This is a genomic window from Conexibacter woesei Iso977N, from assembly GCF_000424625.1.
Classification (GTDB): domain Bacteria; phylum Actinomycetota; class Thermoleophilia; order Solirubrobacterales; family Solirubrobacteraceae; genus Baekduia; species Baekduia woesei_A.
In genome coordinates, this window is sequence record NZ_AUKG01000002.1 from 282,708 (window position 1) to 308,712 (window position 26,005).

Genomic DNA, 26,005 nt, shown 5'->3' on the forward strand with positions numbered 1-26,005 from the left:
ATGGCCAACCTCCTCGAGCTCACGTCGCAGGGCGACGTCGCCACGATCAGCGACGAGTCCAAGCTGTCCTCGGTCGTGCTGATGACCCCGCAGCAGCTCTACGAGCTGTGGGAGCGCCAGCCGTGGTCGACGCACACGATCGACTTCACGCAGGACCGCGAGGACTGGGCGAACCTCAGCGAGGAGGACAAGGACCACATCACCTGGTTCCTGTCGTCGTTCTTCATCGGCGAGGAGCGCGTGGCCACGCAGTTCAACGGCCTCGTCGGCGCCTACGAGTCCCAGAGCGAAGAGGCGTTCCTCACCACCCAGCAGGTCGACGAGGCGCGTCACGCCCAGCACTTCAACAACTTCTACAACAAGGTCGTCGGCTACGACGGCACGTTCGAGCAGCGCCTCGACCGCGCCCGCGCCGACCTCAACGAGTCCTTCAAGATCCTGTTCGACGACGTGCTGGTCGACGCCAACAGGCGCCTGCTCGCCGACCCGGCCGACATGGACGCCAAGGTCGACTTCGTCACGACCTACCACATGGTCATCGAGGGGACGCTCGCGCTCACCGGCCAGGACACGCTGACGCGCGTCTTCGAGGACCGCGGGATCCTGCCCGGCTTCCTGGAGGGCTTCCGCCGGATCTCCCAGGACGAGCACCGCCACGTCGCCTACGGCACGTGGTTCCTGCAGCAGAAGGCGCGCGAGAGCCCGGAGCTGGCGCGCAGGATCACCGCGACGCTGCAGGAGCTGATCCCGATCGCGGCCGGCGTCCTGACCCCGCGCGGCTTCGACATCGGCGACGAGTACGAGATCCTCGGCGTCCGCAGCGACGAGGTCCACGGCTTCGCCTTCCAGGCGCTGACCCGCCGCCTGAAGGTCATCGGCGTGTCGCTGGCGGGCGCGCCCGAGGACGGCGCGCCGGTCGCCGCGTAGCGCGCGCCTGGTGCCAGAGGCCTGACATCAAGGGGGTGGCGCGCGTTCCGACGACCGGGACATGCGCCGCCTCCTCGTGCTGACCCTGCTCGCGCTCGCCGCCCTGCCCGCTGCAGCCCACGCCGCGGTCGCCCCGCTGGGCGTCGGCATCGCCGACAACAAGGCCGACATGTTCAGCGACCCGCGCTTCCAGGCCCTGCACGTCGGCTACGCGCGCATCGACCTGCGCTGGGACGTCCTCAGCGACGCGACCGCGACTGCGCAGCTCGACCTCTGGATGAACGGCGCCAAGGCCACCGGCGCGCGCCCGCTGGTCACCTTCGACCGCTCGCCCCGGCGCATCTCCTACAACCCGACGCCGCAGCAGCTGGTCTCGAACATGAGGGCGCTGCGCAGGCGCTACCCGTTCCTGAAGGACTTCTCGTCCTGGAACGAGGCCAACATGAACAAGAAGCCGGCCGTCGTCGCGAAGTGGTGGCTGGCGCTGCGCAAGGGCTGCCCGACCTGCAACGTCCTGGCGACCGACCTGCTCGACAAGCCCAACATGATCTCCTGGGCCCAGCGCTTCGTCGCCGCCGCGCACCGCACGCCCAAGCTCTGGGGCCTGCACAACTACGTCGACGCCAACACGCTGTCGACCAAGACCACCAAGAAGCTCCTCGCCTCGGTCGGCGGGTCGTTCTGGTTCACCGAGACCGGCGGCATCGTCAAGCGCGCCAACGGCTCCAGGCTCGTCTTCCCGACCGGCACCTCGCGCGCCGCGAAGGTCACGAAGTTCATCTTCGACAAGCTCGCGAGGGTCTCCCCGCGGATCCAGCGCGTGTACCTGTACCACTGGGACACCGGCCTCGGCGAGACCGGCGCGGCGACGTGGGACTCGGGCTTCGTCGGGCCCGACGGCCAAGCGCGCCCGGCGCTGAGCACCCTGCAGGGCGAGCTCGGCCGGATCCGGCGCGCGGCTCGCTAGCCTTCCGGCGCTCATGCGCCGCCCCACGCACGCCGTCCTGCTGACCCTCATCGCCCTCGCCGTGCTGGCCGTGGGCGGCACGACCGCCGCCCAGGCGAAGGTCGCGATCGGCATCGCCGACAACAAGACCGACATGTTCACGGACCCGCGCTTCACCGCGCTGCACGTCAAGCACGTCCGGGTCATGGTCCCGTACGACGCGCTGCGCGACGCGCGCCTGCGCACGTGGCTCGACGGCTGGATGGCGGGCGCGAAGGCCGCGGGCACGGCGCCGCTGGTGACGTTCACGCGCTCGCAGAGGCGCGCGTCCTACAACCCGTCGGCCGCGCAGATGGCGAGGTCGCTGAAGGACCTGCGCAGGCGCTACCCGTTCGTCAGGGAGTTCGCGACCTGGAACGAGGCGAACATCAACAAGCAGCCGGCGACCGTCGCGCGCTGGTGGAACGCGATGCGCAGGGCGTGCCCGACGTGCACGATCCTGGGCGCCGACCTGTTGGACCGCAACAACGTCGGGACGTGGGCCCAGCGCTTCGTCAAGGCCGCGAAGCGGACGCCGAAGGTCTGGGGCCTGCACAACTACGACGACGCGAACCTGCTGCGGACGACCGGGACCAGGAAGCTGCTGACGTCGGTCAGGGGCGCGGTCTGGTTCACCGAGACAGGCGGCGTCGTCGCGCGCAACAACAACTCGGCGGTCAGGTTCCCGACCGGCGCGCAGCACGCGGCCAAGGCCACCAAGTACGTGTTCTCCACGCTGGCGAAGCTCAGCCCGCGCGTGCAGCGGGTCTACATCTACCACTGGAACACAGGGCTCAGCAGCAGGTCCGACAACGCGGCGGCGCGCACGTGGGACTCCGGCCTGATCGGCCCCGACGACAAGCCGCGCCCGGCGCTGGCGGTCATCCAGGGCCTGATGGGTGTGAAGGCGGGTTAACCGCACTTGCGGCCCCGGGGCCTGCGCTGGTACGGTCCCCGGGACTTCTCCTACACGACGGTCATCAAGACCTACATGTAGAGAGGAGGGGATCTCCATGCGAGTCACCCGACGCGACATCCTCCCCAACATGACCCAGGTCGCCTTCCCGGCGGCCCGGAAGACCACGGTCTTCTCCGGTCATCGTTGGTCCGTCACGTCGACGCTCGCGCGCTAGGTCCCTCACCAGTCCGCGGGCGTCCCACCGCCCGCCAAGGACTCTCGCTTCGCCCCTTCCGGGCGGTGGCCCCTTCATCAACACCAAGAAGGAGCACCACCGTCATGCAGTTCTACCTCCACGCCGACTACGTCAAGTCCGCCGCACCGCGCTCGAGCGCGTCGGTGCGTGACGTGATCGAGGCGCGCAGGGCCAAAGCTCCCCCAGGCCGGGGACGGGCGATCGTCGCCCGCTCCCTGGCCGGCGCGGCCCGGCGTGTCGACCGCGAGTCGGCCCGCAGGGTCCTGGCCTCCTAGGACCCCCAGTGCCGTACGACCCCGGAGAACGGACCCCTCTCCTCCCCGAGCCACACGCACCCCGGACGCCCTCACGGCGTCCGGGGTGGGGTGGTTCCACCGCTGCGCCGGGTAACTTGCTGGCGATGGACCTCGCGAACCTGGACGAGCGGGAGCCGTTCACGACCCTCGATGGCTCGACGATCCGCGAGATCGCCGGGCGCGTGACCCTGCCGTCGCAGAACCAGTCGCTGGCCGAGGCGGTCGTGCCGGCCGGCGGGCAGACGATCGCCCACTACCACCGCGCGTCCGAGGAGCTGTACTTCTTCCTCGGCGGCGCGGGCCGCGTGCGCGTGGGCGACGAGTGGCGCGACGTGCGCGCGGGCGACTGCGTCGTCCTGCCGCCCGGCGTCGAGCACAAGCTCGACAACTCCGCCGGCGCCGAGCCGCTGGTCCTGCTGTGCTGCTGCTCGCCCGCGTACTCGCACGAGGACACCGTGCTGACCGAGGAGCCGGACCCCGCGTCGTGAGCCGGTCGCTGTCGTTGTGGGTCCGCGCCCTGATCGTCGGGGTCGCGCTGGTCGCGGCCCTCGGTGCCCGCGCGGCGTCGTCGCCCGCGCTGGTCATCGGCATCGCCGACCAGAAGCCGGACATGTTCAGCGACCCGCTGTTCCGGTCGCTGCAGATCGGCTACGCGCGGATCGCGGTCTCCTGGGATGCGATGGAGCACCCCTGGGAGGTCGCGGAGGTCGACCAGTGGATGGAGGCCGCGCGCGCCGAAGGCGTCCAGCCGCTGGTGGGCTTCGGCCACTCGCGCGTCGACCGGCGCAAGCTGCCGACGCCGTCGCGCTACAAGTACGACTTCCAGCAGTTCCGCAGGCGCTACCCGTGGGCGACCACGTTCGCGACCTGGAACGAGGCCAACCACTGCGGCGAGCCGACGTGCCACCGCCCGGCGCTCGTGTCGAGCTACTACCGCGGCATGCGGCGCGCGTGCCCCAAGTGCACCATCTTGGGCGCCGAGCTGCTCGACATGCCGAACATGGCCTCGTGGGTCGACGCGTACCGCAGGCACATCGGCAGGAGGCTGGCGCCGAGGTACTGGGGCCTGCACAACTACATCGACGCCAACCGGCTGCGCACGACCGGGACGCGGCGGCTGCTCGCGCACACGACCGGGCAGATCTGGTTCACCGAGACCGGCGGGATCGTCAAGCGCAGCAACGCGGCGAAGGTGACGTTCCCCGAGTCGGCCGCGCACGCGGCGGTCGCGACGCGCTGGGTGTTCCAGAAGCTCGTGCCGCTGAGTCGCCGGATCACGCGGGTCTACCTGTACCAGTGGAACGCCGCCAAGGGCGAGAACTGGGACTCGGGCCTCGTCAACCCGCACGGCAAGTCGCGCCCGGCGCTGGCGGTCGTCAGGGCCGAGCAGAAGACGCTGCTGCGGCGCGAGGCGCAGCGGGCGCGGGCGCGCGCCGCGGGCTGACGATCGTCCGGCCGCCCGCGCTGGGGGTCAGGACGATCGCACGGCGGCGGGTGCGCTCGGCGCGGCCGCGCGGCGGCGCGGGCGTGATGTTGTAGGTGTCGAGCGCGGCGCGCAGGACCGTGCGCATCTCGAGCTGCGCGAAGGCGGCGCCGACGCAGCGGCGGATGCCGCCGCCGAACGGGACCCAGCTGTAGGTGTCGGGCTTGTTGGTGGTGTCGAGGAAGCGCTCGGGCCGGAAGGCGCCCGCGTCCGGGCCGTAGGTGGCGGGGTGGCGGTTGGCCAGGTAGAGGCACGGGCCGACGCGCGTCCCGGCGGGCAACGTGTGGGACCCGAGTTGTAGGGGTTGCGTGGTCCGGCGGACCGCGAGCGAGAGCGGTGGCTTGAGGCGCAGCGTCTCGGTGACGATCGCGTCGAGCAGCGCGTCGTCGTGGCGCGCCGCCTCCGCGAGGTCGGGGCGGTGGTGCAGGAGCGCGAACGTCCAGGAGAGGGCGGAGGCGGTCGTCTCGTGGCCGGCGGTCAGGAGCGTGATCAGCTCGTCGCGCAGCTCGTGGTCGGTCAGCGGCGCGCCGTCCTCGTCGCGGGCCTGGACCAACATGGACAAGATGTCGTCGCCGTGCTCGGTCTCGGCGCGGCGGTGGGCGATCTCGTCGAAGAGGATCGCGTCGATCGCGGCGCGGGCCTGGAGGAAGCGCCGCCACGGCGAGCGCGGGCCGAGGTCGCGGCGCAGGGCGGGGAGGAGGAGCAGCGAGGAGACGGCGCCGTCGGGGATGAGCTGGGGGATCAGGCGCTCCAGCGTCGCGGCGCGCTGCGAGTCCTCGATCCCGAAGACGACGCGCAGGATGATCGCCAGCGTGATCGCCCGCAGGCGCGGCTCGACCGGGAACGGCTCGTCGTGCGGCCAGGTCGCGAGGTCGGCCGCGGTGATGTCGGCCATCGTCGAGCTGTAGGCCTTGAGGCGGTCGCCGTGGAACGGCGGCAGGACGAGCCGCCGGCGGCGCAGGTGGCGCGCGCCGTCGAGCAGCAGCAGCGAGTCCGGGCCGACGACGGGCTCCAGCGGCGCGTTGCCCTCGCCGGCGCGCAGGACGTCGCTGTCGCCGGTGAAGACCTCCTTGATCAGCGCCGGGTCGGCGACCGCGACGATCGGCCCGAGCGGGAGTTGGAGCGTGAAGACGTCGCCGCACTCGCGCTGCGCGCGCTCCATCACCGCTTCGGGGCGGAAGAGCCAGGCGAGGACCTGACGGCGCGGCGAGAGGCTCGGTCCGGGCGGGAGCATGGCCTACAGGATGGCGTGGCTGCGCAGCTCGAGCGAGCCGAACGCGGTCCGCAGCGTGGCGAAGGCGGGCGCGGGCGCGAAGCCGGCGCGCGCGATGAACCCCGGCAGGTTGCCCGCCGCGTGGTCCCGCGTGGTCGCGAACCCGTCGACGAGCTGCAGCACCGTGAACGCGACCCGCATCGCGGGATCCTGCGGCGGCCCCCAGTCGGCGACGTGGAGCATCCCGCCCGGCCGCAGGACCCGCCGCGCCTCGCCCAGCGCCGCCGCCTTGCCGTCCGCGTCGAGGTGGTGCAGGACGAGCGACATCGTCACCGCGTCCGCGCTGCGGTCCGGCTCGCCGGTGTCATCGGCGAGGGCCTGGCGGAAGTCGAGCCCCGGCGCCTTGCGCCGCGCGATCGCCAGCGCGTCGGGGTCGCCGTCGAGGCCGAGGATCGACGCGTCCGGCCGCGCCTGCGCGAGCAGCAGCGCGAAGGAGCCGGTGCCGCAGCCGACGTCGAGCACGCGGCCGCCGTCGGGCAGCCCCGCCGACACCGCCGCGAGCAGCCTGCTCCGGAACGCCTGCTCGCGCGAGGTCAGCGCGAGGATCGGGTCGTAGAACCTCGTGAGCGCCCTGAAGCCCGCGGCGGGAACGTAGCGCTGCCGCTCGCTCATCGGAACGAACGCAGACGCAGAGCGTTCAACACGACCGAGATGGAGGACAACGCCATCGCGGCGCCGGCGACCAGTGGGCTGAGCAGGCCGGCGACGGCCAGCGGGATCGCCGCGACGTTGTAGCCGAAGGCCCAGCCGAGGTTCTGGCGGATCGTGCGCAGCGTCGCGCGGGAGAGGCGGATCGCGTCCGCCGCGCCGCGCAGGTCGCCGCTCACGAGCGTCAGGTCGGAGGCCTCGATCGCCACGTCGGTCCCGGTCCCGATCGCGATCCCGAGGTCCGCGGCGGCGAGCGCGGGCGCGTCGTTGACGCCGTCGCCGACCATCGCCACCACCTTGCCCTCGGCCTGCAGCCGGCGGACGACGTCGGCCTTCTCGGCCGGCAGGACTTCCGCGACAACTTGGTCGATGCCCGCCTCGGCGGCGATCGTGCGCGCGGTGACCGCGTTGTCGCCGGTCAGCAGGATCGGCGTCAGCCCGAGCCCGCGCAGCCGCGCGATCGCCGCGGCGCTCGTCGGCTTGATCGTGTCGGCGACGCCGATCACCCCGCGCACCTCGCCGTCCCAAGCGACCAGCACCGCGGTCTGCCCCGCACCCTCGAGCTCCGCGCGCTGCGCGTCGAGCTGCGCCGGGACGCGCAGGCCCCAGTCGGCCATCAGCGCCGGGCGCCCGACCTGCACGCCGTGCCCGCCGACGACACCCTCGACGCCGAGCCCGTCGCGCGAGACGAAGCCCTCGACGCGGGGGAGGGGCGCGAGCGCCGCGCCGCCGCCGGCCATCGGGAGCCCCGCGGGCTGCGCCGCACGGGCCGCCGTCGCGACCGCCTGGGCGATCGGGTGCTCGGAGGCGTCCTCGACGGCGCCCGCGAGGCGCAGGATCGTCGTGGGGTCGTCTCCGTGCACGGCGGTGACGGACATGTGGCCGGTGGTGACCGTGCCGGTCTTGTCCAAGATGATGGTGTCGATCGTCCGGGTCGACTCCAGGACCTCCGGGCCCTTGATCAGCAGCCCCAGCTGCGCGCCGCGGCCGGTGCCGACCAGCAGCGCGGTCGGCGTCGCCAGGCCCAGCGCGCACGGGCACGCGATGACCAGCACGGCGACGGCGGAGGCGAAGGCCGCGCTCGACGCGTCGCCCGCGAGCAACCGCACCAACAACGTCGCCAAGGCGATCGCGATCACGACCGGGACGAACACGGCCGAGACGCGGTCGGCGAGCCGCTGGACCGGCGCCTTGCCGGCCTGCGCGGCCGTCACCAAGCGGGCGATCTGCGCGAGCGCGGTGTCGCTGCCGACGCGCGTCGCGCGCACGACGAGCCGCCCGCCCGCGTTGACCGTCGCGCCCGCGACCGCGTCGCCCGGGCCCTTCTCGACCGGGACCGACTCGCCCGTCAGCAGCGACTGGTCGACCGCGCCGTGGCCCTCGACGACCTCGCCGTCGGTGGCGACCTTCTCGCCCGGCCGCACGACGAACCGATCGCCCGCGGCCAGCTGCTCGATCGGGATCCGCCGCTCGGCGCCCGTCGCGTCGAGCACCGCGACGTCCTTGGCGCCGAGCGCCAGCAGTGCCTCCAGCGCGGCGCCCGCGCGCCGCTTGGCACGCGCCTCGAAGTAGCGCCCGGCGAGCAGGAACGTCGTCACGACCGCCGCGGTCTCCAGGTACAGCTCGTCGCCGCGCCCGCCACCGCCGCCCAGCGACAGCGTCATCCTCATGCCGGTCATCCCGGCGTCGCCGAGGAACAGCGCGTACAGCGACCACCCGTAGGCGGCGCCCACGCCGAGCGAGATCAGCGTGTCCATCGTCGCGGCGCCGTGGCGCAGGTTCGCCCACGCGGCGCGGTGGAACGGCCACGCGCCCCAGACGACGACCGGCGAGGCGAGCGTCAGCGCGAGCCACTGCCAGTCGTCGAACTGCAGCGGCTCGATCATGGACAACAACAACACCGGCAGCGACAGCACGGCCGAGATCAGCAGCCGTTCGCGCAAGGACGCCAGGTGCGCCTCGGCCGGGTCCGGTCCCGGACCGCCGTCAACCGTCTCCGAGGGCAGCGCGGCGTCGTAGCCTGCGGCCCTCACCGCCTCGACCAGCTGCTCCGGCGCGACCGCGTCCGGGAACGCGACGCTCGCCTTCTCGGTCGCGTAGTTGACGGTCGCCACCACGCCCTCCAGCCCGTTCAGGGACTTCTCGACGCGGTTGGCGCACGACGCGCAGGTCATGCCGGTGATGGGGATCTCGAGGTCGTTCATGGCGCGTACGAGCAACGTAGCAGATACCCCCTGGGGGTTCCATGAACGCGTACGCTGCAGCGCATGAGCGACCCCATCGATCCCGGCGTCTTCATCGGCCACGTCCACCTGCGCACCGCCGACATCGACCGCGTGCGCGACTTCTACGTCGGCGTCCTCGGCTTCGACGTCGTCGCCGAGGAGCGCGACGTCCCGGGGTGGGGGACGACCGGTGACATCCTCTTCGTGTCGGCCGGGGGCTACCACCATCACTTGGGGTTCAACACCTGGAAGTCCAAGGACGGCGGGCCGCAGCCCGACGGCGTGACCGGCCTGCACCACGTCGCGATCAACTACCCCAACAAGGCCGCGCTGGCCGACGCGCTGCGCCGCCTGGAGGCGGTCGACCACCCGATCCGCCAGGCCTCCGACCACGGCACGCACCTGGCGCTCTACATCTCTGACCCGGACGGCAACGACCTCGAGCTGGCGTGGGACCGGCCGCGCGCCGAATGGCCCCGCGACGGGGTCGGCGCGCTCGCGATGACGTTCGGCGACCTCGACCTCGACGACCTCCGTCGCGAGGCTCCGGGTTCCTCCAACTAGGCTCGAACCCCAACACGATCGCAATACAGGCTGCCTGCCCTTATTACCCACGCGCGCGTCAGACCGTTAGCGCCGACTGTCACGAAGTTGTTACAAAGTCCGCGACTTCGGTAGTCTCCGGCTTGCCGCCAAGGAAGCACTTGTCCCCGCTTCCGGAAGGGTCGCCCGCAACGCAGTTTCGCGGCGGGCGTGCCAGCATCGAGCAGGTCCGCCACTGCGCGCCCTGACACCCATGAACGAGAACTTCGACCGCGACCCCTTCGCCGACGACGCCAAGCGCCGCCAGTTCCGGCTGCGCCGCCTCGCCCTGCGTGACGTCCGCCGCGCCCAGCGCGCGGCGTGCGCCGCCGCGACCGTCGCGGGCACCGGGCGCTCGATCACGTCCATCCGCCACGCGCGCCCCTGCCCCGAGGCGGCGCGCGGCCCGCTGCGCCGCCCCGGCGCCTAGGTCGAGCCCATGCCCGCTGCCATCCGCTACCTCGACCTCATCATCTTGGCGATCGCGCTGCCGATCTTCATCGTCGCCGGCTGGCCGCTCGGCGGCTGGCTCGCCGCCGCGATCGCCTGGGTCGCCCAGCGCCTGATCAACGACTACACGTCCAAGCGCGCCGCCGCCTCGGACGACCCGAGGACCGTCGTCGGTCTGACGGCCGCGTCGATGATCGGACGCGGATGGCTCGTAGCCCTTACGATCTTCGCCGCGTACCTGATCGCCGGAAGCGATGACGCAGTCGGGCTTGCCGCCGCCGTGCTCGTCGTCGTCCTGTTCACGGCGTACTTCACCGTGAACCTGATCGCCCGCCCGTTCGAGAACCACCGAGAGCTCCCTTCTTGATGATGCCCAAGCGCTTCGCCATCCTCCTGACGCCGCTGGTCGTCCTGCTCGCTTCGCCGGCAGGCGCGTTCGCGTTGAACATCAACGACGACTACCGCCCGCAGGACGAGTTCGAGCTGAAGAAGTGGATCCCGCTCGGGATCTTCTCCATCAACAAGGCCGTCCTCTACGTCGTCCTCGCCGCCGCGCTGACCTGCTTCACGATGATCTACATCGCCAAGCGCATGCAGGAGCGGCCGAACAAGGTCCAGACCGTCGTCGAGCTCGCCTACGGCCTCATGCGCGACAACATCACGCGCGGCAACATGGACGAGGCGATGGCGCTGAAGTGGTTCCCCTTCATCGGCGCCCTGTTCCTCTTCATCTGGTTCTCGAACATGCTCGGCTACCTGCCGCTGCCGACGAGCCAGGAGAAGATCGACATCTTCGGCGTGCACATCCCGGCCTTCGCGCTGTTCGCGGCCACCGCCAACATCTCCGTGCCACTCGTCCTGACGCTCGTCGTCTGGGTCAGCTACCACGTCGAGGGCGTCCGGGCCAAGGGCTTCGTCGGCTACCTGAAGTCCTGGGTGCCCGCGGGCGTCGAGGGCGCCGCCGCCGGCCCGATCTTCCTGATCGAGGTCATCTCGCACTTCGTCCGGCTCGTCAGCCTCTCCGTTCGTCTCTTCGCGAACATCCTCGCCGGCCACCTCCTGATCCTCTTCATGGGTGGCGGCCTGGTCGTGCTGCTGAACCTCTCGATCTTCGGCTCGGTCGTGCTCGGTCTGGTGACCGGGACGATGGCCGTCGCGTTCTTCATCTTCGAAGTGGCCCTGGTCGCAACGCTCCAGGCGTTCATCTTCGCCACCCTTACCGCGATCTACCTCGGCGGCGCCGTCGCCGCCGAGCACTAACCAAGGAGACACACCGTGGACCTGTCAGTCATCAACCAGGTGACCACCCTGGCTCAGGCCGCTGATCCGCAGGAGTACGGCCGCAAGGCCGGCAAGGCGATCGCGTTGGGCATCGGCGCCGGTCTCGGCACCATCGGCCCGGGCGTCGGCGTCGGCTACATCTTCGGCAAGGTCATCGAGTCGGTCACCCGTCAGCCGGAGATGCGTGACGAGATCACCTCGATCCAGTGGCTGGGCTTCGCACTGACCGAGGCGATCGTCTTCTACGCCTTCATCTTCGGCCTCATCGCCTTCTTCCTCGGCTAGGTCCTGATGCTGAACGGCATCATCACCGCGCTTCCGCTCGCAGCGGAGGACGCCGCGAAGGACAAGTCCTCCAACTTCCTCGTCAGCCCGGACATCGGGCTGATGATCTGGACGTTGGCGGTCTTCTTCGTGACGCTCTTCCTGCTGAGGAAGTACGCGTTCCCACCGATCCAGGCTGCGCTCGAGAAGCGCCAGCACATGATCGAGGAGTCCATCGACTCGGCCAACCGCGTCAAGGCGGAGGCCGACGAGATCCTCGCCGAGTACCGCGAGCGCCTCAAGGAGGCGCGCGTGCAGGCCGAGGAGATCGTCGCCCGCGCCCGTAAGAACGGCGAGGCCGCCGAGCGCCAGGCCCTCGAAGAGGCCAAGGGCCTCCGCGAGGAGCAGCTGGCGCAGGCACGCAAGGACATCCAGGCCGAGACCGCTCGCGCCCTGCAGGAGATCCGCAAGGAAGTCGCCGACCTCACGGTCGCGGCGACCGAGCGCGTCACCCGCAAGACGCTCAACGAGGACGACCAGCGTCGCCTCGTCGAAGAGGCGCTGTCGGAGCTGGACTTCACCGCTCTGGGGGAGCGCCGCTAGATGGAGGAGATCGCCCAGGTCTACGCGCGGTCGCTGTTCGAGGTCGCCAAGGAGCAGAGCAAGCTCGACGTCATCAAGGAGCAGCTCGGCCAGTTCGCCGATGCCCTCGACGGCAACCGCGAGCTGTCGATCTACTTCTTCAGCCCCTACTTCTCCACCACGGAGAAGAAGGACGGCCTGGGCAAGCTCCTGGAAGGTGCCGATGAGGTCATCGGCAACTTCCTGGCGCTCCTGATCGAGAACCACCGCATGCCCGTCGTCTTCCGCGTGCGTCGTGAGTACGACGTGCTGTGGGAGCAGGAGAACAAGCGCCTCCCGGTCACCGTCACCTCCGCGGTGGCGTTGGACGAGGCGACGGTGAAGTCGATCGGCGACGCCATCGGCAAGCAGACCGGTCAGCAGATCGAGCTGACCGCCAACGTCGATCCCGACGTGCTGGGCGGGCTGATCGTCCGCGTCGGCAACTCCATCCTGGACGCCTCCATCCGCAACCGCCTCGAGAACCTGCGCCGCAGCGTCGCGCAGGCCTAGCCTCATAGGCGAAGCCCCGAGCTCTCACCCCTTTCCAAGGAACCTGAACCGCATGCAGATCAAGCCCGACGAGATCACCTCCATCCTGAAGTCCCGCATCGAGGGCCTCGACCAGGGGCAAGCCGAGCTGACCGAGGTCGGCACCGTCCTGTCGGTCGCGGACGGCATCGCCCGCATCCACGGGCTCGAGAACTGCATGTCGTTCGAGACGCTCGACCTCCCGCACGGCGTCACCGGCCTCGCGCTCAACCTCGAGTCCGACAACGTCGGCGCCGTGCTGTTCGGCCCGTGGGAGAAGATCGTCGAGGGCGACACGGTCAAGCGCACCGGCCGCCTGCTCGACATCCCGGTCGGCGACGGCATGCTCGGCCGCATCGTCTCCCCGCTCGGCATCCCGCTGGACGGCAAGGGCGACATCGAGATCGCCGAGCGCCGCCCGGCCGAGTTCAAGGCCCCGGGCGTCGTCCAGCGCCAGCCGGTCACGCAGCCGATGCAGACCGGCCTGAAGGCCGTCGACTCGATGATCCCGATCGGCCGTGGCCAGCGTGAGCTGATCATCGGCGACCGCCAGTCCGGCAAGACGGCGATCGCGATCGACACGATCATCAACAACAAGGACTCGGACCTCGTCTTCGTCTACGTCGCGATCGGCCAGCGCATGGCGACCGTCGTCGGCATCGCCGAGACGCTCGCCGAGCACGGCGCGCTCGAGAAGACGATCATCGTCGCCGCGGCCGCCGACGAGGCCGCGCCGATCAAGTTCCTGGCGCCGTACGCCGGCGCCGCGATGGCCGAGTACTTCCTGTACAAGGGCGGCCACGCCGTCGTCACGTACGACGACCTCACCAAGCACGCGTTCGCCTACCGCCAGATGTCGCTGCTGCTGCGCCGTCCGCCGGGCCGCGAGGCGTACCCGGGCGACGTCTTCTACCTGCACTCCCGCCTGCTGGAGCGCGCGGTGAAGCTGAGCGACGACCTCGGCGGCGGCTCGATGACCGCGCTGCCGATCATCGAGACGCAGGCCGGCGACGTGTCGGCCTACATCCCGACGAACGTCATCTCGATCACCGACGGCCAGATCTTCCTGGAGCCGAAGCTGTTCAACTCGGGCGTGCGCCCGGCCATCAACGTCGGCATCTCGGTGTCGCGCGTCGGCGGCAACGCGCAGATCAGCCCGATGAAGAAGGTCGCCGGCCGCCTGAAGATCGAGCTGTCGCAGTACCGCGACCTCGAGGCGTTCGCGCAGTTCGGCTCCGACCTCGACCCCGACACGCAGCGCACGCTCGCTCGCGGCGCGCGCCTCGTGCGCACGCTGAACCAGAACGAGCGCGAGCCGCTGCCGGTCGGCATCCAGGTCGCGCAGGTCTACGCCGCCACCAACGGCTTCGTGGACCGCATCGACGTCGATCGCATCGGCGAGTTCCTGGACGGCCTGACGCAGCGCGCCAAGGCCGAGAACCAGGACCTGCTCGACAAGATCGCCGGCGGCGACTGGAGCGACGAGACGCAGGCCGCGCTGAAGGACCTGATCTCGACCTACGCCGACGACTTCGGCTACGACCTCGACGAAGAGGGCCAGCCGATCTCCGAGGGCGAGAGCGATCGCGTCAAGACCCGCGAGTCCAAGTCGGACGACGAGGCCACCGAGGCCGAGCCGGCCGGGGCAGCCGCCTAACGCATGTCGCAGCGCGACGTCAAGAACCGGATCGCCTCGGTCCAGAACATCCGCAAGATCACGCGGGCGATGGAGATGGTCGCCGCCGCCCGCCTGCGTCGTGCGGAGCAGCGCATCGAGCACCTGCGCCCGTACGCCGGGGCCATCCGCCGCATGACGCGGCAGGCGGCCGAGGCCGCGGGCGGGGAGATCGGCTCGCTGCCGATCCTCAAGGAGCACGAGCGCGAAGAGCGCGTCGCGCTGCTGCTGGTGACCGCCGACCGTGGTCTCGCGGGTGCGTTCAACTCGCAGATCATCCGCGCGGGAATCCGTGCCGCGGCCGAGTACGAGGACCAGGGCAAGGAGGTCGTCTTCTCGGCCACCGGTCGCCGCGGCGTCTCGTCGTTGACCTTCCGCGGCCGTGATCCCGAGGGCGCGTTCACCGGCTTCACCGACCGCCCGGCCTACGCCAACGCGCGTGAGGTCGCCGAGTCGCTGATGGCGGCCTACATCGACGGCAAGGTCGACCGCGTCGAGATCTTCTACAACGGCTACGTGTCGCCGCTGGTGCAGGAGGTGCGTCGCGAGACGCTGCTGCCGCTGCAGCAGGCCACGATCCTCGAGGGCAACGAGCGTGACACCGAGGGCTCGGAGGGCGAGACCGGCCACCACGCGCTGGTCGAGTACGAGCCCGATCCCGCGGTGATCCTCGAGCGGTTGGTCCCGGACTACGTGGAGATCTCGATCTTCCGCGCGCTCCTGGAGTCGACCGCCTCGGAGCACGGCGCGCGCATGACCGCGATGCGGAGCGCCTCCGAGAACGCCGGGGACGTCATCGAGGACCTGACGCTCGAGATGAACCGCGCCCGGCAGGCCGAGATCACGCAGGAGATCATGGAAGTCGTCGGCGGCGCCGAGGCGCTGACGTAACCAGCCCGTTTAGAGACTTAGAACGTTCCAGGAGATTTAGAGACCATGGAAGCCAGCACCACCGAGCGCCCGACGGGCGCGGAGACGGGCGCGAAGAACGTCGGCCGGATCGAGGAGATCCAGGGCGTCGTCATCGAGGCCGTCTTCCCCGACAAGCTCCCGAACATCTACAACGCGATCCGCGTCAAGCTCCCCGAGGCCGCGAAGGCCGAGGAGGGCGTGTCCGGTGAGGCCGGCGCAGAGTGGCTCGTCTGCGAGGTGCAGCAGCACCTCGGCGACGACCGCGTCCGCGCGGTCGCCATGGACACCACCGACGGCCTCGCCCGTGGGTTGGAGATCGAGGACACCGGCGGCCCGATCGCCGTGCCGGTCGGCGAGGAGACGCTCGGCCGCATCTTCAACGTCCTCGGCGACGTCATCGACCAGAAGGAAGAGGTCAGGACCAAGGAGCGTTGGGGCATCCACCGCCCGGCTCCGACGGTCGAGGACCTGACCCCGACGACCGAGATGTTCGAGACGGGCATCAAGGTCATCGACCTGCTCGCCCCGTACGCCAAGGGCGGCAAGGTCGGCCTGTTCGGCGGCGCCGGCGTGGGCAAGACGGTCCTGATCCAGGAGCTGATCCACAACCTGGCGTCCGAGCACGGCGGCCTGTCGGCCTTCTGCGGCGTCGGTGAGCGTTCCCGCGAGGGCAACGACCTGTGGCTGGAGATGACGGAGTCCGGCGTCATCGACAAGACCATGATGGTCTTCGGCCAGATGAACGAGCCGCCCGGCGCGCGTATGCGCGTCGCGCTGACCGGCCTGACGATGGCGGAGTACTTCCGCGACCAGGGCCAGGACGTGCTGTTGTTCATCGACAACATCTTCCGGTTCGTGCAGGCCGGCTCCGAGGTCTCCGCGCTTCTGGGCCGCATGCCGTCGCAGGTCGGCTACCAGCCGACGCTGGAGTCCGAGATGGGCCAGCTGCAGGAGCGCATCACCTCGACGCGCCAGGGCTCGGTCACCTCGGTCCAGGCGATCTACGTCCCGGCGGACGACCTCACCGACCCGGCTCCGGCCTCGGTGTTCGCGCACCTCAACGCCACGACGACGCTGTCGCGTGGCATCGCCGAGAAGGGCATCTACCCGGCGGTCGACCCGCTGGACTCGACGTCCACGATCCTCAAGCCGGACATCCTCGGCGAGGAGCACTACACGGTCGCCAACCAGGTCAAGTCGATCCTGCAGCGCTACAAGGAGCTGCAGGACATCATCGCGATCCTCGGCATCGACGAGCTCTCCGACGAGGACAAGGTCACCGTGCAGCGCGCCCGTAAGATCGAGCGCTTCCTGTCGCAGCCGTTCAACGTCGCCGAGCAGTTCACCGGCACGCCGGGCGCGTACGTCCCGATCGCCGAGACGATCCGCTCGTTCCAGGAGATCCTGAACGGCGACCACGACGACCTGCCGGAGTCGGCGTTCCTGCTCAAGGGCACGATCGACGACGTCGTCGCGGCGGCCAAGGGCAACAAGTAGGCGACTGTGGCTCGCACCACGTTCACCGCTGAGGTCCTGACGCCCGACGGCGAGGTCTTCAACGACGAGGTCGAGATGGTCTCGACCCGCACGTCGGTGGGCTCGATCGGCATCCTGGCCAACCACACCCCGTTGTTGGGGATGTTGGAGCCGACGGAGCTGCGCCTGTACAAGAGCGAGTCGGACGTCGTCCGGCTCGCCCAGGGCGAGGGCTACGTCCAGGTCGCCGACGGCCGCGTGCTGATCCTCGTCGAGGAGGCGACCGACCCGTCGTCCCTCGACGTCGGCACGCTCCGCGACAAGCTGGCCACCGCCGAGCGCGAGCTCGAGCAGGCCGAGGAAGGCACCGAAGCCGCCCGCGTCGCCGCCCGCGACAGGCGCCGCACCGAGGCCTTCCTGCGGATGGCCGAAGGCGGCACGCCGGAGCACTAGCTCCGCGGCTCGCCGCACCACGCAGCTTCCGAAGGGCCGGCGATCGCGCCGGCCCTTCGTCGTTCTGCGGGCGGGTCAGTTGCAGGGAGCGGACGGGTGCTTCGGGAGGGTGGCGTCGGGGGCGTAGGGCGGGCCGGTGCGGGTGGTCGCGACGACGAGGCGCCCCGCACGCATCGACCTTCGCGCGGCCGGCGCCGTTCATCCCGCCGGGCGCCGGGACCGGTCAACGGGTGTTCGCGCGAGGTGGTCGACCGGTAAGGTGTGCTGCGTGACGGAGCTGACGGCACGGAATGCCGGGGTGGCCGAGCGGATGGGGTCGAGGCGGCCGGGGTTCTGGCGGGTGTTCTTCCTGACGTTGCTCGGAGGGATCTTCGGGGCGTTGGCGGCGGCGTTGTTCGGCGCCGTTGTTGGGGTGGTTGGTGTCGCGTCGCCGCCGTTGTGCTCGCGCGCCGGTTGCCGCCGCGGGACCTCCGGCCGCATCGAGACGATCCGCGTGCGGTACGCCCTCGGCGGCGTGCATGTGATGGAGCTGCCGCTCGACCCGGCGCCGGCGCTCACCTGCTGACCACCCTGGCGCTCGGCTGCATCACGCCTGCCTGAACGACGAAGGGCCGGCGAACGCGCCGGCCCTTCGTCGTGCTGTGGTGTCCCCTGCGGAGGTCGCCGCGCTAGCGGACGACCTCGACGACGATGCGGCGGTTGAGCCAGCGGCCGGTCGTCGTCTGGTTCGTCGCACGCGGCTGCGTGTCGCCGCGCGTCCCGAGCTGGTAGCTGGCCTTCGCCCCGCGGGCGGCCAGGAAGCGCTCGGCGGCGGTCGCGCGGCGGAGGCCGAGCTTGCGCAGGTAGCGCCCGTTGTTGGAGGTGTTGTCGGTGTGGCCGACGATCCGGACCGACGCGCCGCCGGCCGTGAGGCCGACGATGCGGGCCAGCTGGCGGCGGACGTTGGCCGGCAGCGTCGCGCGGCGCTCGCCGAAGCCGGCCAGCACGAACGTCGTGTGCTCGGCGACCAGGCGGGCGGCACCCTCGGCCTTGAGGGCGGCGCCGGAGTCCGGCTTGCCGCTGATCGCGACCTTGACCTTGAAGCCGGTCTTGCTGCGGCGCAGCAGGTCCCGGCCGGTGCCGTTGAGGACGACGCGGACCCTCAGCTTGGCGGTCTTGGCGTCGGCCCTGACGAGCCCGGTGCCGACCAGGACGCGGCGCGCCGCGGCGGTGACGGCCTTGCCGTCGGTGCCGACCATGGCGTACAGGTCGACCTGGCAGGACTGCAGGGCGACGCCGGTCATCGCGCAGCCGACGTCGACGCCGCGGTTCTGGACGGTGACCGTCGTGGTGCCGTTGGCCCCGCCGGCGGTCGTCGATCCGCGGTTGTCGGTCCCGCCGATCACCGCGGTGAACTTCGGCTTGACGGCCTTCTCGATCGACGGCGTCGTCGGAGCCTGGTTCAGCGGCGCGGCGGTCGTCGTCGTGGTGGCGACCGGGGTGGTGGCGGTCGTCGTGGTGGTCGGGGTCGCCGTCGTCGTCGTGGTGGTGGTGGCGGGCGTCGTCGGGACGGGCGGTGCGATGGGGCCGGCGACGGTCCAGGTGGTGGACGTCTCCGGGCCGACGTTGCCGGCGGCGTCGGTCTGGCGCAGCTTCACGGTGTGCCGCCCGAGGCCGAGGCCGGAGAGCGCCAGCGGCGAGGTCGTCGTCGCCCAGGCGCCGCCGTCGAGCTGGTACTCGAACGTCGCGCCGTTCTCGCCGGTGAACTGGAAGGTGCCGGTGGTCGAGGTGTCGGGGTCGGCCGGCCGGGCGGTGATCGCCGGGGCGGCCGGCAGGGTCGTGTCGACCGTGAACGTGGCCGTGGCGTCGGCGCCGACGTTGCCGGCGTCGTCGATCTGGTGGACGTCGACCGTGTGCTGGCCGTCGAGCAGGGTGCCGGTGACGAAGGGCGAGGTGCACGTGGCCCAGCTGCCACCGTCGACGCGGCACTCGAACGTGCCGCCGGCCTCGGCGCCGGTGAAGTCGACCTGCGCGGTGTTGACGCCGGTCGTCGTGGCCGGGGTGCCGGTCAGCGTCGGAGCGAGCGGTGCCGTGGTGTCCGGCGCGGCGACGGCGCTGGTCACCTGCGAGGCGACCGCGCCGGCCGAGCCGGAGGCCTGGACGTCGACGCGCATCGTCGAGCCGAGGTCGCCGGCCGTCAGGTTGTAGGTGTCGCTCGTCGCGCCGTTGACGGCGGCGCAGTTCGCGCCCTGGGCGTCGCAGCGGTACCACTGGTACGTGTACTGCGTCAGGCCGGTGGTGTCCGACCAGGCGCCGTTGTCGGCGGTCAGGGTCTGGCCGACGGTCGGGGTGCCGGTGATGGCCGGCGGCGTCGTGTTGGTCGGCGCGGACGGGTTCAGCGAGCCCATCGAGGTCGCGATCGCGAACGTCGCGGTCTGGCCGGGCGCGACGTGGCGGGCGTTGGAGTTGTCGGTGCCCCAGATCCAGCGGACCTCGTTGTCCGCGTTGATCCTGGCCGACGCGAGCGGCAGCGTCGGGACGAGCGGCTGGTTGGCCTTCACGCCGTAGTCGGCCATCTCGAGGATGTCCGGCGCGGTGGTCCCGATGCCCGCGACGCCGGCGGTCCAGGTGGCGCGCAGGGTCGGCGCGGTCGGGATCGACGGGTTCGTGCCGTTGTTGTCGTTCAAGTAGAAGTAGTCGAACGCCGGGTTCGTGTAGCGCGTGGCGGTCGTGAGGGCCGAGCCGCCCTCGGGCGTGAACGCGGGCCCGTCGTCGTTGGCGAGCTTGAAGTCGACGGCCATGCGCGCGCCGAGGTCGACGGCGGAGGCGCCGTCGTTGCGCACCTTGAGCTTGATGAAGATCGCGGAGTTGTCGACGGTCGTGCCGCCGACCGTCAGGTCCTCGTCGATGTGCAGCTGGTCGGTGCCGCCGGACGAGGCGTTGTTGACGTCACCGCTGGCGCGGACGCCGCCGGTGATGTTGGACAGCGTGGCCCTGTTCGTGGTCAGCTGCGCGAACGGGTAGTAGGTCCCGCTCGTGTAGTTGTAGAGGAGGCTGCGGCCGCCCTGCGTGAAGGTCAGCAGCAGACCGGCGCCATTGGGGTGGTTCGGGCCGGTCCTGGCGGCGAAGTTCCCGGTGTCGCTGGCGGTGACCGTGTAGATCCCAGCGGGGTTCGTGTAGCTGAGGTCGACGGCCTGCGCAGCGGCCGGGGCGACGGCCAGCGCGGCGCCTGCGAGGGCCAGGACACGGCCGGCGCGCCGAGGAACGATGGTGTGCATGACCTCGCTGGTCGGCGCCTGAGGCCGGGACTTGCCGCGCACCGTCGGTTCAGTGACGTTTGCGGCTTAGCCGGCTGAGCCGAACGGCTCAGCCGCATGGCTCAGCCGTGTGGTGGGCGGCGACCGCGGTTGCGGGGATGCCGTAGTCCTCGGGTTCGGGCCTGCGGCGGCGGCCGCGTTCGGCGACGTAGAGGGCGTAGCGGCGGCGGGCGGTGGCGTCGGAGGAACCGCAGAGGAGGGTGAGGAGATCCGCGGAGGCGAGCCAGGGTGGGGCGGGCGCCGCGCCGATCGTCGCGGCGTGGCTGCTCCAGCGGTAGCGGGCCGCGTCGAGGCAGAGGCCGGCGTCCACCGGGTTGGACGCGATGTACGCGGCGACCGCCCAGAGCTGCTGCTCGTTGCGGATCCGGACGGCGCGGTGACCCGTCTGCCAGACGGCGTCGGACACGCCGTGGCGCACGCCGAGCGCGTGCGCGTGGGCCTGGCGGAGGCGGCGTTGCCCCACGCGGACCTCGGTGCGCGGGGCCTCGACGAGCAGGTGCGTGTGGTTGCGCATCAAGCAGTACGCCAGGAGGCGCCAGCCGTAGCGCTCGGTCACGCCGCCGAGCGACTCCAGGTAGCTGCGGCGGTCGGCGTCGTCGGTGAAGAGCCGCACGCCGTTGGCGGCGCGGCCGACGAGGTGGTGGATGTGGTCCATGCCCCCTCTAGGGCTGGACGGCCGGAAACTCGCCCCCCCGGAGCGGCGGCGGTGGGCGGGCCCACGCGCGCGGGCGGAGTCCCGCGCGCGTGCGGCTAGAAGTCCTCCGGCAGCACGGAGTTGGTCTCCAGTGCCGCCGTGAAGTTGCCCAGCTCGTCGATGAAGCGGGCGATCGAGACGATCTCCAGCGCGGATTCCATCTCCTCGACCGCCGCGTCGTTGGCGTGCTCCATCGCTTCGAGCGCCTCGTCCTCGACGATGCCGGTCGTCAGCGTGTCGCAGTTCTTGCAGTGCAGCGCGAGTAGGTACAGGCCTTCGTCGACCATGTCGAGCAGCGCCACCGGAACCACGAACGGGCGGTGGCACGCCTCGCACATCTCGAGCCCCTGCGTCTGTGCATCCCCAGCCATGCCCACGTGAACGGAAGCGGACGACAGAACTTGTGGCGAAATGGACGGGAGATCGACAAGTGACGAACTACCCACCGGTGCATCGAAGTCCCTGCACGTCGCGCCGGATTCAGGAACGCCGCGAACATGCAGCGGCGGGAGCGACGGGCGCGGTCGGTACCCTGGACCGGATGGACGAACGCGTCCTGGCCGAGCGGCTGATCACCTATGACACGTCCACGCTCGACGGCCTCCGCGCGGCAGCCGGCTTCGTCAAGGGTTGGCTGGAGTCGCGCGAGCTGGAGGTCAAGAGCTACGACCACGACGGGCTGCCCGTCGTGATGGTCGACGTCGGCGCCCGCAACTCCGAGGCCCCGCCGACGGTCATCTTGCATGGCCATCTGGACGTCGTCCCCGCCTACGCCCACCAGTTCGAGCCCCGGATCGAGGGCGACCGGCTCATCGGCCGCGGCGCCTACGACATGAAGGGCGCGCTCGCCGCGATGATGTGCGCGGTCAAGGACGTGGCGGACAACCCCGACGTCCGCGTCCGCTTCGTCTGCGTCCCGGACGAGGAGTCCGACGACGTCTCGTCGCGCTCGATCGACGCGATCGTCGGCGGCGGCTACAGCGGCCACTTCGCGATCACCGGCGAGCCGACCGACCTGCACATCGGCGTCCAGGCCAAGGGCGTCCTGGCCGTCCGCGTCGCGGTCCACGGCCGCGCGGCCCACGGCTCCACGCCGTGGCTCGGCGACAACGCGATCCTCAAGGCCCACGACGCGTTCCGCCGGATCGAGACGCTCCCGTTCTCGCGCGAGAGCAGCGACCTCTTCGACCGCCCGTCGATCAACCTCGCCCGCATCGAGGGCGGCGACGCCTTCAACAAGGTCCCCGACCGCTGCACGATGGACGTCGACATCCGCTTCCTGCCCACGCAGGACGCCGGCGACATCCTGTCCCAGATCCGCGCGATCCCGGACGTCGAAGTGCTGAAGTGCTTCACGCGCGCACCCGCGGTCGTGTCGCGCAGGAACCCCTACGTCCGCGCCCTGCGCGACGGCATCGGCCGCTCGATCGAGGGCGAGGCCATGAGCGTCGGCCGCGACGGCGCCTCCGACGCGATCGCGTTCCTGAACGCCGGCATCCCCGCCGTCGAGTTCGGCCCCGTCGGCGCCGGCCACCACGGCCCGGACGAGTGGGTCTCGATCTCCTCCCTCGCGCGCTACCGCCGCGCGCTCACCGACTTCGTGCAGCTCCTGCCCGCCTGGCTGGAGCGCGAAGGGCCTGACGCGGGCCCGGATCTCCGCGCCGTCGAAGGCGGACTCGCGTGACACGCCTCCCGAAGGAGGAACGGCCCCCACGCGAGGGGCTGCGCTTCCTCCTGCGGGCGTTCGGCTCCCTCTTCGCGATCGTGCTCCTGACCGCGGGTGCGACCGCGACCGCGTCGCTGCTGAAGATCAAGGACATCATCGAGGCGCCCCCCGGCGCTCCGGAGCCGATCAGGACCAGGCCCAGGACGATCACGCCGGCCAGGCCCGGCAAGCCGCAGACGATCCTGATCCTCGGCTCCGACCGCCGCTGGAGCGACCTCAAGAAGAACAACCCGGGCCTGTCCAAGTCCAACCCCGCGCGCAGCGACACGATCCTGCTGATCCGGATGGACCCGCACCAGCAGGCGACCGCGGTGCTGTCGATCCCGCGCGACCTCAAGGTCCTGATCCCCGGCTACGGCATCAACAAGATCAACGCCGCCTACAGCCTCGGCGGGGCGGACCTGACAGCCGAGACGATCAAGACGCTGTTCGGCCAGGACTTCAAGATCAACCACATCATCAACGTCAACTTCTCCGGGTTCCGGAAGGTCGTCGACGAGCTCGGGTGCGTCTACGGCGACGTCGACCGGCGCTACTACCACTCCAACCTCGGCCTTCCGGTCTCCCAGCACTACGCGGAGATCAACATCAGGCCCGGTTACCAGCAGCTCTGCGGCCAGCGCGCGCTCGACTACGTGCGCTTCCGCCACGAGGACTCCGACCTCGTCCGCGCCGCCCGCCAGCAGGACTTCCTGCGCGCGGCCAAGGACCAGATCAGCGAGTCGGCGCTGATCGGCGACCGCGACAAGCTGATCAAGATCATGGAGAGGAGCACGCAGACCGACTCGGACCTGCGTTCGGTCAAGGGCGTCATCAAGCTCGCCAAGCTCGCGATCTTCAGCGCCGGCCACCCGGTCTCCCAGATCAAGTTCCCGCCGGTCTACTCGGGCGACTCCACGACGGGCGAGTACGTCGAGGCCAGCTCGGCCACGCTGACCAGGCTGCGCAACGAGTTCTTCCACGCCTCGCCCGAGGTCAAGAAGAGGTCCAGGACCGCCAGGAAGAAGAAGGTCTCCGCCGCCGCCGCGCGCAAGGCCGCCAACGCGCGGATCAGGAACGCCAAGCTCGTCGCCTCGACCTCGACCGGCCGCTCGCTCGTGCGCAGCACCGTCCAGTCGCACCGCCTCGGCTTCCGCCTCTACTTCCCGGCCCAGCTCACGCCCACCGGCCGCTACGCGAGCACCGTCAACGACGGCTCGCTCGTCGACCCGAGCCCGCGCGTCTACACGCTGCGCGACCGCGCCGGCAAGCCGCACAGGGCCTACCGCCTCGTCGTCCTCGACAACCAGGCGGAGGGGAGCTACTACGGTGTGCAGGGCACGAACTGGATGAACCCGCCGCTGCTGGCCAATCCGACGTCGAGCGTGACCATCCACGGGCGCAGGCTGCTCCTCTTCAAGGCGGGCAACCGGCTGCGCTACGTCGCCTGGAAGCGCAAGAACGCCGTGTACTGGGTCTCGAACTCGCTGACGGCGAACCTGACCAACGCGCAGATGCTCGGCATCGCCGCATCGCTGACGCACATGGGCACCTCGTGAGGAACAAGAACCTTCAGAACCCCGATCGCCCGCCGCGCCTCGCGTTCGGGATGTACAAGCGCTTCCTGCTGGGAGCGCTCGTGCTCGTGCTCGCCTCCGCCGGGACCGTCGCGACCGCCGCGCTGCTGGAGGTCAAGGACGACGCCAACCTCTTCCTGCAGGGCTCGAAGGGCGGCGCCGGCCTGGGCAAGGACGTTCCCGGCGCGCTGGACAACGTCGACTCCGGCGGCCCGCAGACGATCCTGCTGCTCGGCTCCGACCAGCGGTTCGTCGACATCAAGGCCAGGAACCCGGTCCGGTCGGACACGATCATCCTGCTGCGCCTGGACCCGTCCAAGGGCGCGACGTCGGTCATGTCGATCCCGCGCGACCTCAAGGTCAACATCCCGGGCCACGGCAACGACAAGATCAACGCGGCCTACGCGATCGGCGGCCCGGCGCTCTCGATCAAGACGATCAAGAACCTGCTGCACATCCCGATCACGCACGTGGTCAACATCAACTTCGGCGGCTTCCGCCGCGCGGTCGACCGCCTCGGCTGCGTCTACACCGACGTCGACCGCCGCTACTTCAACGACAACAGCCCGCCGTTCGGCGGCGGCGGCGACTACGCGACGATCGACGTCAAGGCCGGCTACCAGAAGCTCTGCGGCCAGAACGCGCTGGACTTCGTCCGCTACCGCCACTTCGACACCGACCTCGTGCGCGCCGCGCGTCAGCAGCAGTTCCTGACCGACGCCAAGGCGCAGATCGGCGTCGGCAAGCTGTTCAGCGACCGCAAGGCGCTGCTGAAGATCTTCGGCCGCTACACGCAGACCGACATCAGGTCCCAGAGCGCGATCCTGCGGCTGCTCAAGCTCGCGGTCGAGTCGGCCAAGAACCCGGTCAAGGAGATCAGGTTCCCCGGCGACATCACGGGCGACTACGTGACCGCCACGCAGCAGCACCTGACCAGCGTCGTCCAGCAGTTCATGAACGCGACGCCGGTCGCCAAGCCCAGGACCGCCTCGGACTCCGACAGGAAGACCAAGAGGAAGTCCAGGAGGTCGTCGTCGGCCGCCGCGCTCCCGCCCGGGATGATCAAGGCCGGCACCGGCGGCGAGGACGAGGCGGTGCGCCTGGCGCTGAAGCTGCCGTTCGCCGTCTACTACCCGAAGGCCGCGATCGCCGGCGCGCAGCTGCTGACCGACCACAGCCGCGCCTACGACATCTACGACCGCAACGGCCACAAGTACCGCGCCTACCGGATGGTCTTCAAGACCGACGACCTCGGCCAGTACTACGGCGTCCAGGGCATGAACTGGAAGGGCCCGCCGATCCTCGACGACCCGTCGGAGAGCATCAGGATGGGCGGTCGCAAGTTCGACCTCTTCTACGACGGCAGCAAGCTGCGCCTCGTCGCGTGGCGCAACGGCAGCAACGTCTACTGGGTCTCGAACACGCTGTCGTCGTCGCTGGGCAACAGGCAGATGCTGGCGCTCGCCCGGTCAGTCGGCCGCATCCGCTGACGCTCCG

At 70.6% G+C, this 26,005-nt stretch carries 27 protein-coding genes; 21 read left to right on the forward strand and 6 right to left on the reverse strand.

All coding sequences use genetic code 11. The features are described from left to right. From H030_RS0113590 to H030_RS0113620, 6 genes are all read left to right on the forward strand, one after another. Positions 1-927 (forward strand): ribonucleotide-diphosphate reductase subunit beta, encoded by a 927-nt coding sequence (locus H030_RS0113590; protein ID WP_027006507.1) that lies wholly within the window; start codon positions 1-3, stop codon positions 925-927. Positions 928-988: 61 nt separating this feature from the next. Next, the gene (locus H030_RS0113595; protein ID WP_027006508.1) at positions 989-1,894 is read left to right on the forward strand and encodes a hypothetical protein; all 906 of its coding nucleotides are present in this window, start codon (positions 989-991) and stop codon (positions 1,892-1,894) included. Between the two features lie 13 nt (positions 1,895-1,907). After that, on the forward strand, positions 1,908-2,828 hold the full coding sequence (locus tag H030_RS0113600) for a hypothetical protein (protein ID WP_027006509.1): 921 nt from the start codon (positions 1,908-1,910) through the stop codon (positions 2,826-2,828). Positions 2,829-3,149: 321 nt separating this feature from the next. Further along, positions 3,150-3,341: a hypothetical protein gene (locus tag H030_RS0113610; RefSeq protein ID WP_027006510.1), complete on the forward strand. Its 192-nt coding sequence runs from the start codon at positions 3,150-3,152 to the stop codon at positions 3,339-3,341. A gap of 125 nt (positions 3,342-3,466) precedes the next feature. Beyond that, positions 3,467-3,850 carry a cupin domain-containing protein gene (locus H030_RS0113615; RefSeq protein WP_027006511.1) on the forward strand — a complete coding sequence of 128 codons (384 nt, stop codon included), beginning with the start codon at positions 3,467-3,469 and terminating at the stop codon, positions 3,848-3,850. Continuing rightward, positions 3,847-4,806, forward strand: a complete 960-nt coding sequence (locus H030_RS0113620) for a hypothetical protein (protein ID WP_027006512.1) — start codon at positions 3,847-3,849, stop codon at positions 4,804-4,806. Before H030_RS0113615 ends, H030_RS0113620 begins: the two co-directional genes overlap by 4 nt. Here H030_RS0113620 and H030_RS32010 read toward each other — a convergent pair. The 3 genes from H030_RS32010 to H030_RS0113635 are packed head-to-tail and all read right to left on the reverse strand — an operon-like array spanning position 4,739 to position 8,970. Further along, positions 4,739-6,079 carry a cytochrome P450 gene (locus H030_RS32010; protein ID WP_051222640.1) on the reverse strand — a complete coding sequence of 447 codons (1,341 nt, stop codon included), beginning with the start codon at positions 6,077-6,079 and terminating at the stop codon, positions 4,739-4,741. The genes H030_RS0113620 and H030_RS32010 overlap by 68 nt on opposite strands. 3 nt (positions 6,080-6,082) lie before the next feature. Beyond that, positions 6,083-6,730, reverse strand: coding sequence for a class I SAM-dependent methyltransferase (locus H030_RS0113630; protein WP_027006513.1), 648 nt, complete (start codon positions 6,728-6,730; stop codon positions 6,083-6,085). Then, positions 6,727-8,970, reverse strand: a complete 2,244-nt coding sequence (locus H030_RS0113635; protein WP_051222642.1) for a heavy metal translocating P-type ATPase — start codon at positions 8,968-8,970, stop codon at positions 6,727-6,729. The genes H030_RS0113630 and H030_RS0113635 overlap by 4 nt, the downstream gene beginning before the upstream one ends. Before the next feature lie 63 nt (positions 8,971-9,033). Here H030_RS0113635 and H030_RS0113640 point away from each other — a divergent pair, with 63 nt between their 5' ends. From H030_RS0113640 to H030_RS0113695, 12 genes are all read left to right on the forward strand, one after another. Further along, on the forward strand, positions 9,034-9,555 hold the full coding sequence (locus H030_RS0113640; protein ID WP_027006515.1) for a VOC family protein: 522 nt from the start codon (positions 9,034-9,036) through the stop codon (positions 9,553-9,555). 232 nt (positions 9,556-9,787) lie between these two features. Beyond that, positions 9,788-10,003 (forward strand): hypothetical protein, encoded by a 216-nt coding sequence (locus tag H030_RS0113645; RefSeq protein ID WP_027006516.1) that lies wholly within the window; start codon positions 9,788-9,790, stop codon positions 10,001-10,003. Positions 10,004-10,012: 9 nt separating this feature from the next. After that, on the forward strand, positions 10,013-10,390 hold the full coding sequence (locus H030_RS0113650; RefSeq protein ID WP_027006517.1) for a hypothetical protein: 378 nt from the start codon (positions 10,013-10,015) through the stop codon (positions 10,388-10,390). Further along, positions 10,390-11,283 (forward strand): F0F1 ATP synthase subunit A, encoded by an 894-nt coding sequence (atpB, locus tag H030_RS0113655; protein WP_155892035.1) that lies wholly within the window; start codon positions 10,390-10,392, stop codon positions 11,281-11,283. The genes H030_RS0113650 and atpB overlap by 1 nt, the downstream gene beginning before the upstream one ends. A 15-nt stretch (positions 11,284-11,298) precedes the next feature. Beyond that, positions 11,299-11,589: an ATP synthase F0 subunit C gene (gene atpE, locus H030_RS0113660; RefSeq protein WP_081690805.1), complete on the forward strand. Its 291-nt coding sequence runs from the start codon at positions 11,299-11,301 to the stop codon at positions 11,587-11,589. 6 nt (positions 11,590-11,595) lie between these two features. Then, positions 11,596-12,171: a F0F1 ATP synthase subunit B gene (gene atpF / locus H030_RS0113665; protein WP_027006520.1), complete on the forward strand. Its 576-nt coding sequence runs from the start codon at positions 11,596-11,598 to the stop codon at positions 12,169-12,171. Then, on the forward strand, positions 12,172-12,702 hold the full coding sequence (gene atpH / locus H030_RS0113670; protein ID WP_027006521.1) for an ATP synthase F1 subunit delta: 531 nt from the start codon (positions 12,172-12,174) through the stop codon (positions 12,700-12,702). A 52-nt stretch (positions 12,703-12,754) separates the two neighbouring features. Then, the gene (gene atpA / locus H030_RS32015) at positions 12,755-14,377 is read left to right on the forward strand and encodes a F0F1 ATP synthase subunit alpha (RefSeq protein WP_035127660.1); all 1,623 of its coding nucleotides are present in this window, start codon (positions 12,755-12,757) and stop codon (positions 14,375-14,377) included. Positions 14,378-14,380: 3 nt separating this feature from the next. Continuing rightward, positions 14,381-15,286 carry an ATP synthase F1 subunit gamma gene (atpG, locus tag H030_RS0113680; RefSeq protein WP_027006522.1) on the forward strand — a complete coding sequence of 302 codons (906 nt, stop codon included), beginning with the start codon at positions 14,381-14,383 and terminating at the stop codon, positions 15,284-15,286. A 45-nt stretch (positions 15,287-15,331) separates the two neighbouring features. Beyond that, on the forward strand, positions 15,332-16,804 hold the full coding sequence (gene atpD, locus H030_RS0113685) for a F0F1 ATP synthase subunit beta (RefSeq protein WP_051222644.1): 1,473 nt from the start codon (positions 15,332-15,334) through the stop codon (positions 16,802-16,804). A 6-nt stretch (positions 16,805-16,810) separates the two neighbouring features. Continuing rightward, positions 16,811-17,236, forward strand: a complete 426-nt coding sequence (gene atpC / locus H030_RS32020; protein ID WP_051222646.1) for an ATP synthase F1 subunit epsilon — start codon at positions 16,811-16,813, stop codon at positions 17,234-17,236. Between the two features lie 268 nt (positions 17,237-17,504). Further along, on the forward strand, positions 17,505-17,801 hold the full coding sequence (locus H030_RS0113695) for a hypothetical protein (protein ID WP_027006524.1): 297 nt from the start codon (positions 17,505-17,507) through the stop codon (positions 17,799-17,801). Positions 17,802-17,904: 103 nt separating this feature from the next. Here H030_RS0113695 and H030_RS0113700 read toward each other — a convergent pair whose 3' ends face one another. The 3 genes from H030_RS0113700 to H030_RS0113710 all read right to left on the reverse strand — a co-directional run bounded on the left by H030_RS0113700 (position 17,905) and on the right by H030_RS0113710 (position 21,597). After that, positions 17,905-20,493 carry an OmpA family protein gene (locus H030_RS0113700; RefSeq protein ID WP_155892036.1) on the reverse strand — a complete coding sequence of 863 codons (2,589 nt, stop codon included), beginning with the start codon at positions 20,491-20,493 and terminating at the stop codon, positions 17,905-17,907. A gap of 88 nt (positions 20,494-20,581) precedes the next feature. After that, the gene (locus H030_RS32025) at positions 20,582-21,187 is read right to left on the reverse strand and encodes a transposase (protein ID WP_051222648.1); all 606 of its coding nucleotides are present in this window, start codon (positions 21,185-21,187) and stop codon (positions 20,582-20,584) included. Between the two features lie 95 nt (positions 21,188-21,282). Next, on the reverse strand, positions 21,283-21,597 hold the full coding sequence (locus tag H030_RS0113710; protein WP_027006526.1) for a hypothetical protein: 315 nt from the start codon (positions 21,595-21,597) through the stop codon (positions 21,283-21,285). Between the two features lie 170 nt (positions 21,598-21,767). On the opposite strand from H030_RS0113710, the gene H030_RS0113715 reads away from it, so the two are divergent. From H030_RS0113715 to H030_RS37065, 3 genes are read left to right on the forward strand one after another with little or no spacing between them, the layout of a single operon-like run. Then, positions 21,768-22,910, forward strand: coding sequence for a M20 family metallopeptidase (locus H030_RS0113715; protein ID WP_027006527.1), 1,143 nt, complete (start codon positions 21,768-21,770; stop codon positions 22,908-22,910). Beyond that, entirely contained in the window at positions 22,907-24,490 is a 1,584-nt protein-coding gene (locus H030_RS0113720) for an LCP family protein (RefSeq protein WP_027006528.1), read from the forward strand. Before H030_RS0113715 ends, H030_RS0113720 begins: the two co-directional genes overlap by 4 nt. Continuing rightward, on the forward strand, positions 24,487-25,998 hold the full coding sequence (locus H030_RS37065) for an LCP family protein (protein ID WP_051222650.1): 1,512 nt from the start codon (positions 24,487-24,489) through the stop codon (positions 25,996-25,998). The genes H030_RS0113720 and H030_RS37065 overlap by 4 nt, the downstream gene beginning before the upstream one ends. The last annotated feature ends 7 nt before the right edge of the window (positions 25,999-26,005 follow it).

What these genes read in the sequence shown, in the direction of transcription:
- H030_RS0113590 (WP_027006507.1), top strand. Translation starts at nt 1, where the DNA reads ATGGCCAACCTCCTCGAGCTCACGTCGCAGGGCGACGTCGCCACGATC.
- H030_RS0113595 (WP_027006508.1), top strand. Translation starts at nt 989, where the DNA reads ATGCGCCGCCTCCTCGTGCTGACCCTGCTCGCGCTCGCCGCCCTGCCC.
- H030_RS0113600 (WP_027006509.1), top strand. Translation starts at nt 1,908, where the DNA reads ATGCGCCGCCCCACGCACGCCGTCCTGCTGACCCTCATCGCCCTCGCC.
- H030_RS0113610 (WP_027006510.1), top strand. Translation starts at nt 3,150, where the DNA reads ATGCAGTTCTACCTCCACGCCGACTACGTCAAGTCCGCCGCACCGCGC.
- H030_RS0113615 (WP_027006511.1), top strand. Translation starts at nt 3,467, where the DNA reads ATGGACCTCGCGAACCTGGACGAGCGGGAGCCGTTCACGACCCTCGAT.
- H030_RS32010 (WP_051222640.1), bottom strand. Translation starts at nt 6,079, where the DNA reads ATGCTCCCGCCCGGACCGAGCCTCTCGCCGCGCCGTCAGGTCCTCGCC.
- H030_RS0113630 (WP_027006513.1), bottom strand. Translation starts at nt 6,730, where the DNA reads ATGAGCGAGCGGCAGCGCTACGTTCCCGCCGCGGGCTTCAGGGCGCTC.
- H030_RS0113635 (WP_051222642.1), bottom strand. Translation starts at nt 8,970, where the DNA reads ATGAACGACCTCGAGATCCCCATCACCGGCATGACCTGCGCGTCGTGC.
- H030_RS0113640 (WP_027006515.1), top strand. Translation starts at nt 9,034, where the DNA reads ATGAGCGACCCCATCGATCCCGGCGTCTTCATCGGCCACGTCCACCTG.
- H030_RS0113645 (WP_027006516.1), top strand. Translation starts at nt 9,788, where the DNA reads ATGAACGAGAACTTCGACCGCGACCCCTTCGCCGACGACGCCAAGCGC.
- H030_RS0113650 (WP_027006517.1), top strand. Translation starts at nt 10,013, where the DNA reads ATGCCCGCTGCCATCCGCTACCTCGACCTCATCATCTTGGCGATCGCG.
- atpB (WP_155892035.1), top strand. Translation starts at nt 10,390, where the DNA reads ATGATGCCCAAGCGCTTCGCCATCCTCCTGACGCCGCTGGTCGTCCTG.
- atpF (WP_027006520.1), top strand. Translation starts at nt 11,596, where the DNA reads ATGCTGAACGGCATCATCACCGCGCTTCCGCTCGCAGCGGAGGACGCC.
- atpH (WP_027006521.1), top strand. Translation starts at nt 12,172, where the DNA reads ATGGAGGAGATCGCCCAGGTCTACGCGCGGTCGCTGTTCGAGGTCGCC.
- atpA (WP_035127660.1), top strand. Translation starts at nt 12,755, where the DNA reads ATGCAGATCAAGCCCGACGAGATCACCTCCATCCTGAAGTCCCGCATC.
- atpG (WP_027006522.1), top strand. Translation starts at nt 14,381, where the DNA reads ATGTCGCAGCGCGACGTCAAGAACCGGATCGCCTCGGTCCAGAACATC.
- atpD (WP_051222644.1), top strand. Translation starts at nt 15,332, where the DNA reads ATGGAAGCCAGCACCACCGAGCGCCCGACGGGCGCGGAGACGGGCGCG.
- H030_RS0113700 (WP_155892036.1), bottom strand. Translation starts at nt 20,493, where the DNA reads ATGCACACCATCGTTCCTCGGCGCGCCGGCCGTGTCCTGGCCCTCGCA.
- H030_RS32025 (WP_051222648.1), bottom strand. Translation starts at nt 21,187, where the DNA reads ATGGACCACATCCACCACCTCGTCGGCCGCGCCGCCAACGGCGTGCGG.
- H030_RS0113710 (WP_027006526.1), bottom strand. Translation starts at nt 21,597, where the DNA reads ATGGCTGGGGATGCACAGACGCAGGGGCTCGAGATGTGCGAGGCGTGC.
- H030_RS0113715 (WP_027006527.1), top strand. Translation starts at nt 21,768, where the DNA reads ATGGACGAACGCGTCCTGGCCGAGCGGCTGATCACCTATGACACGTCC.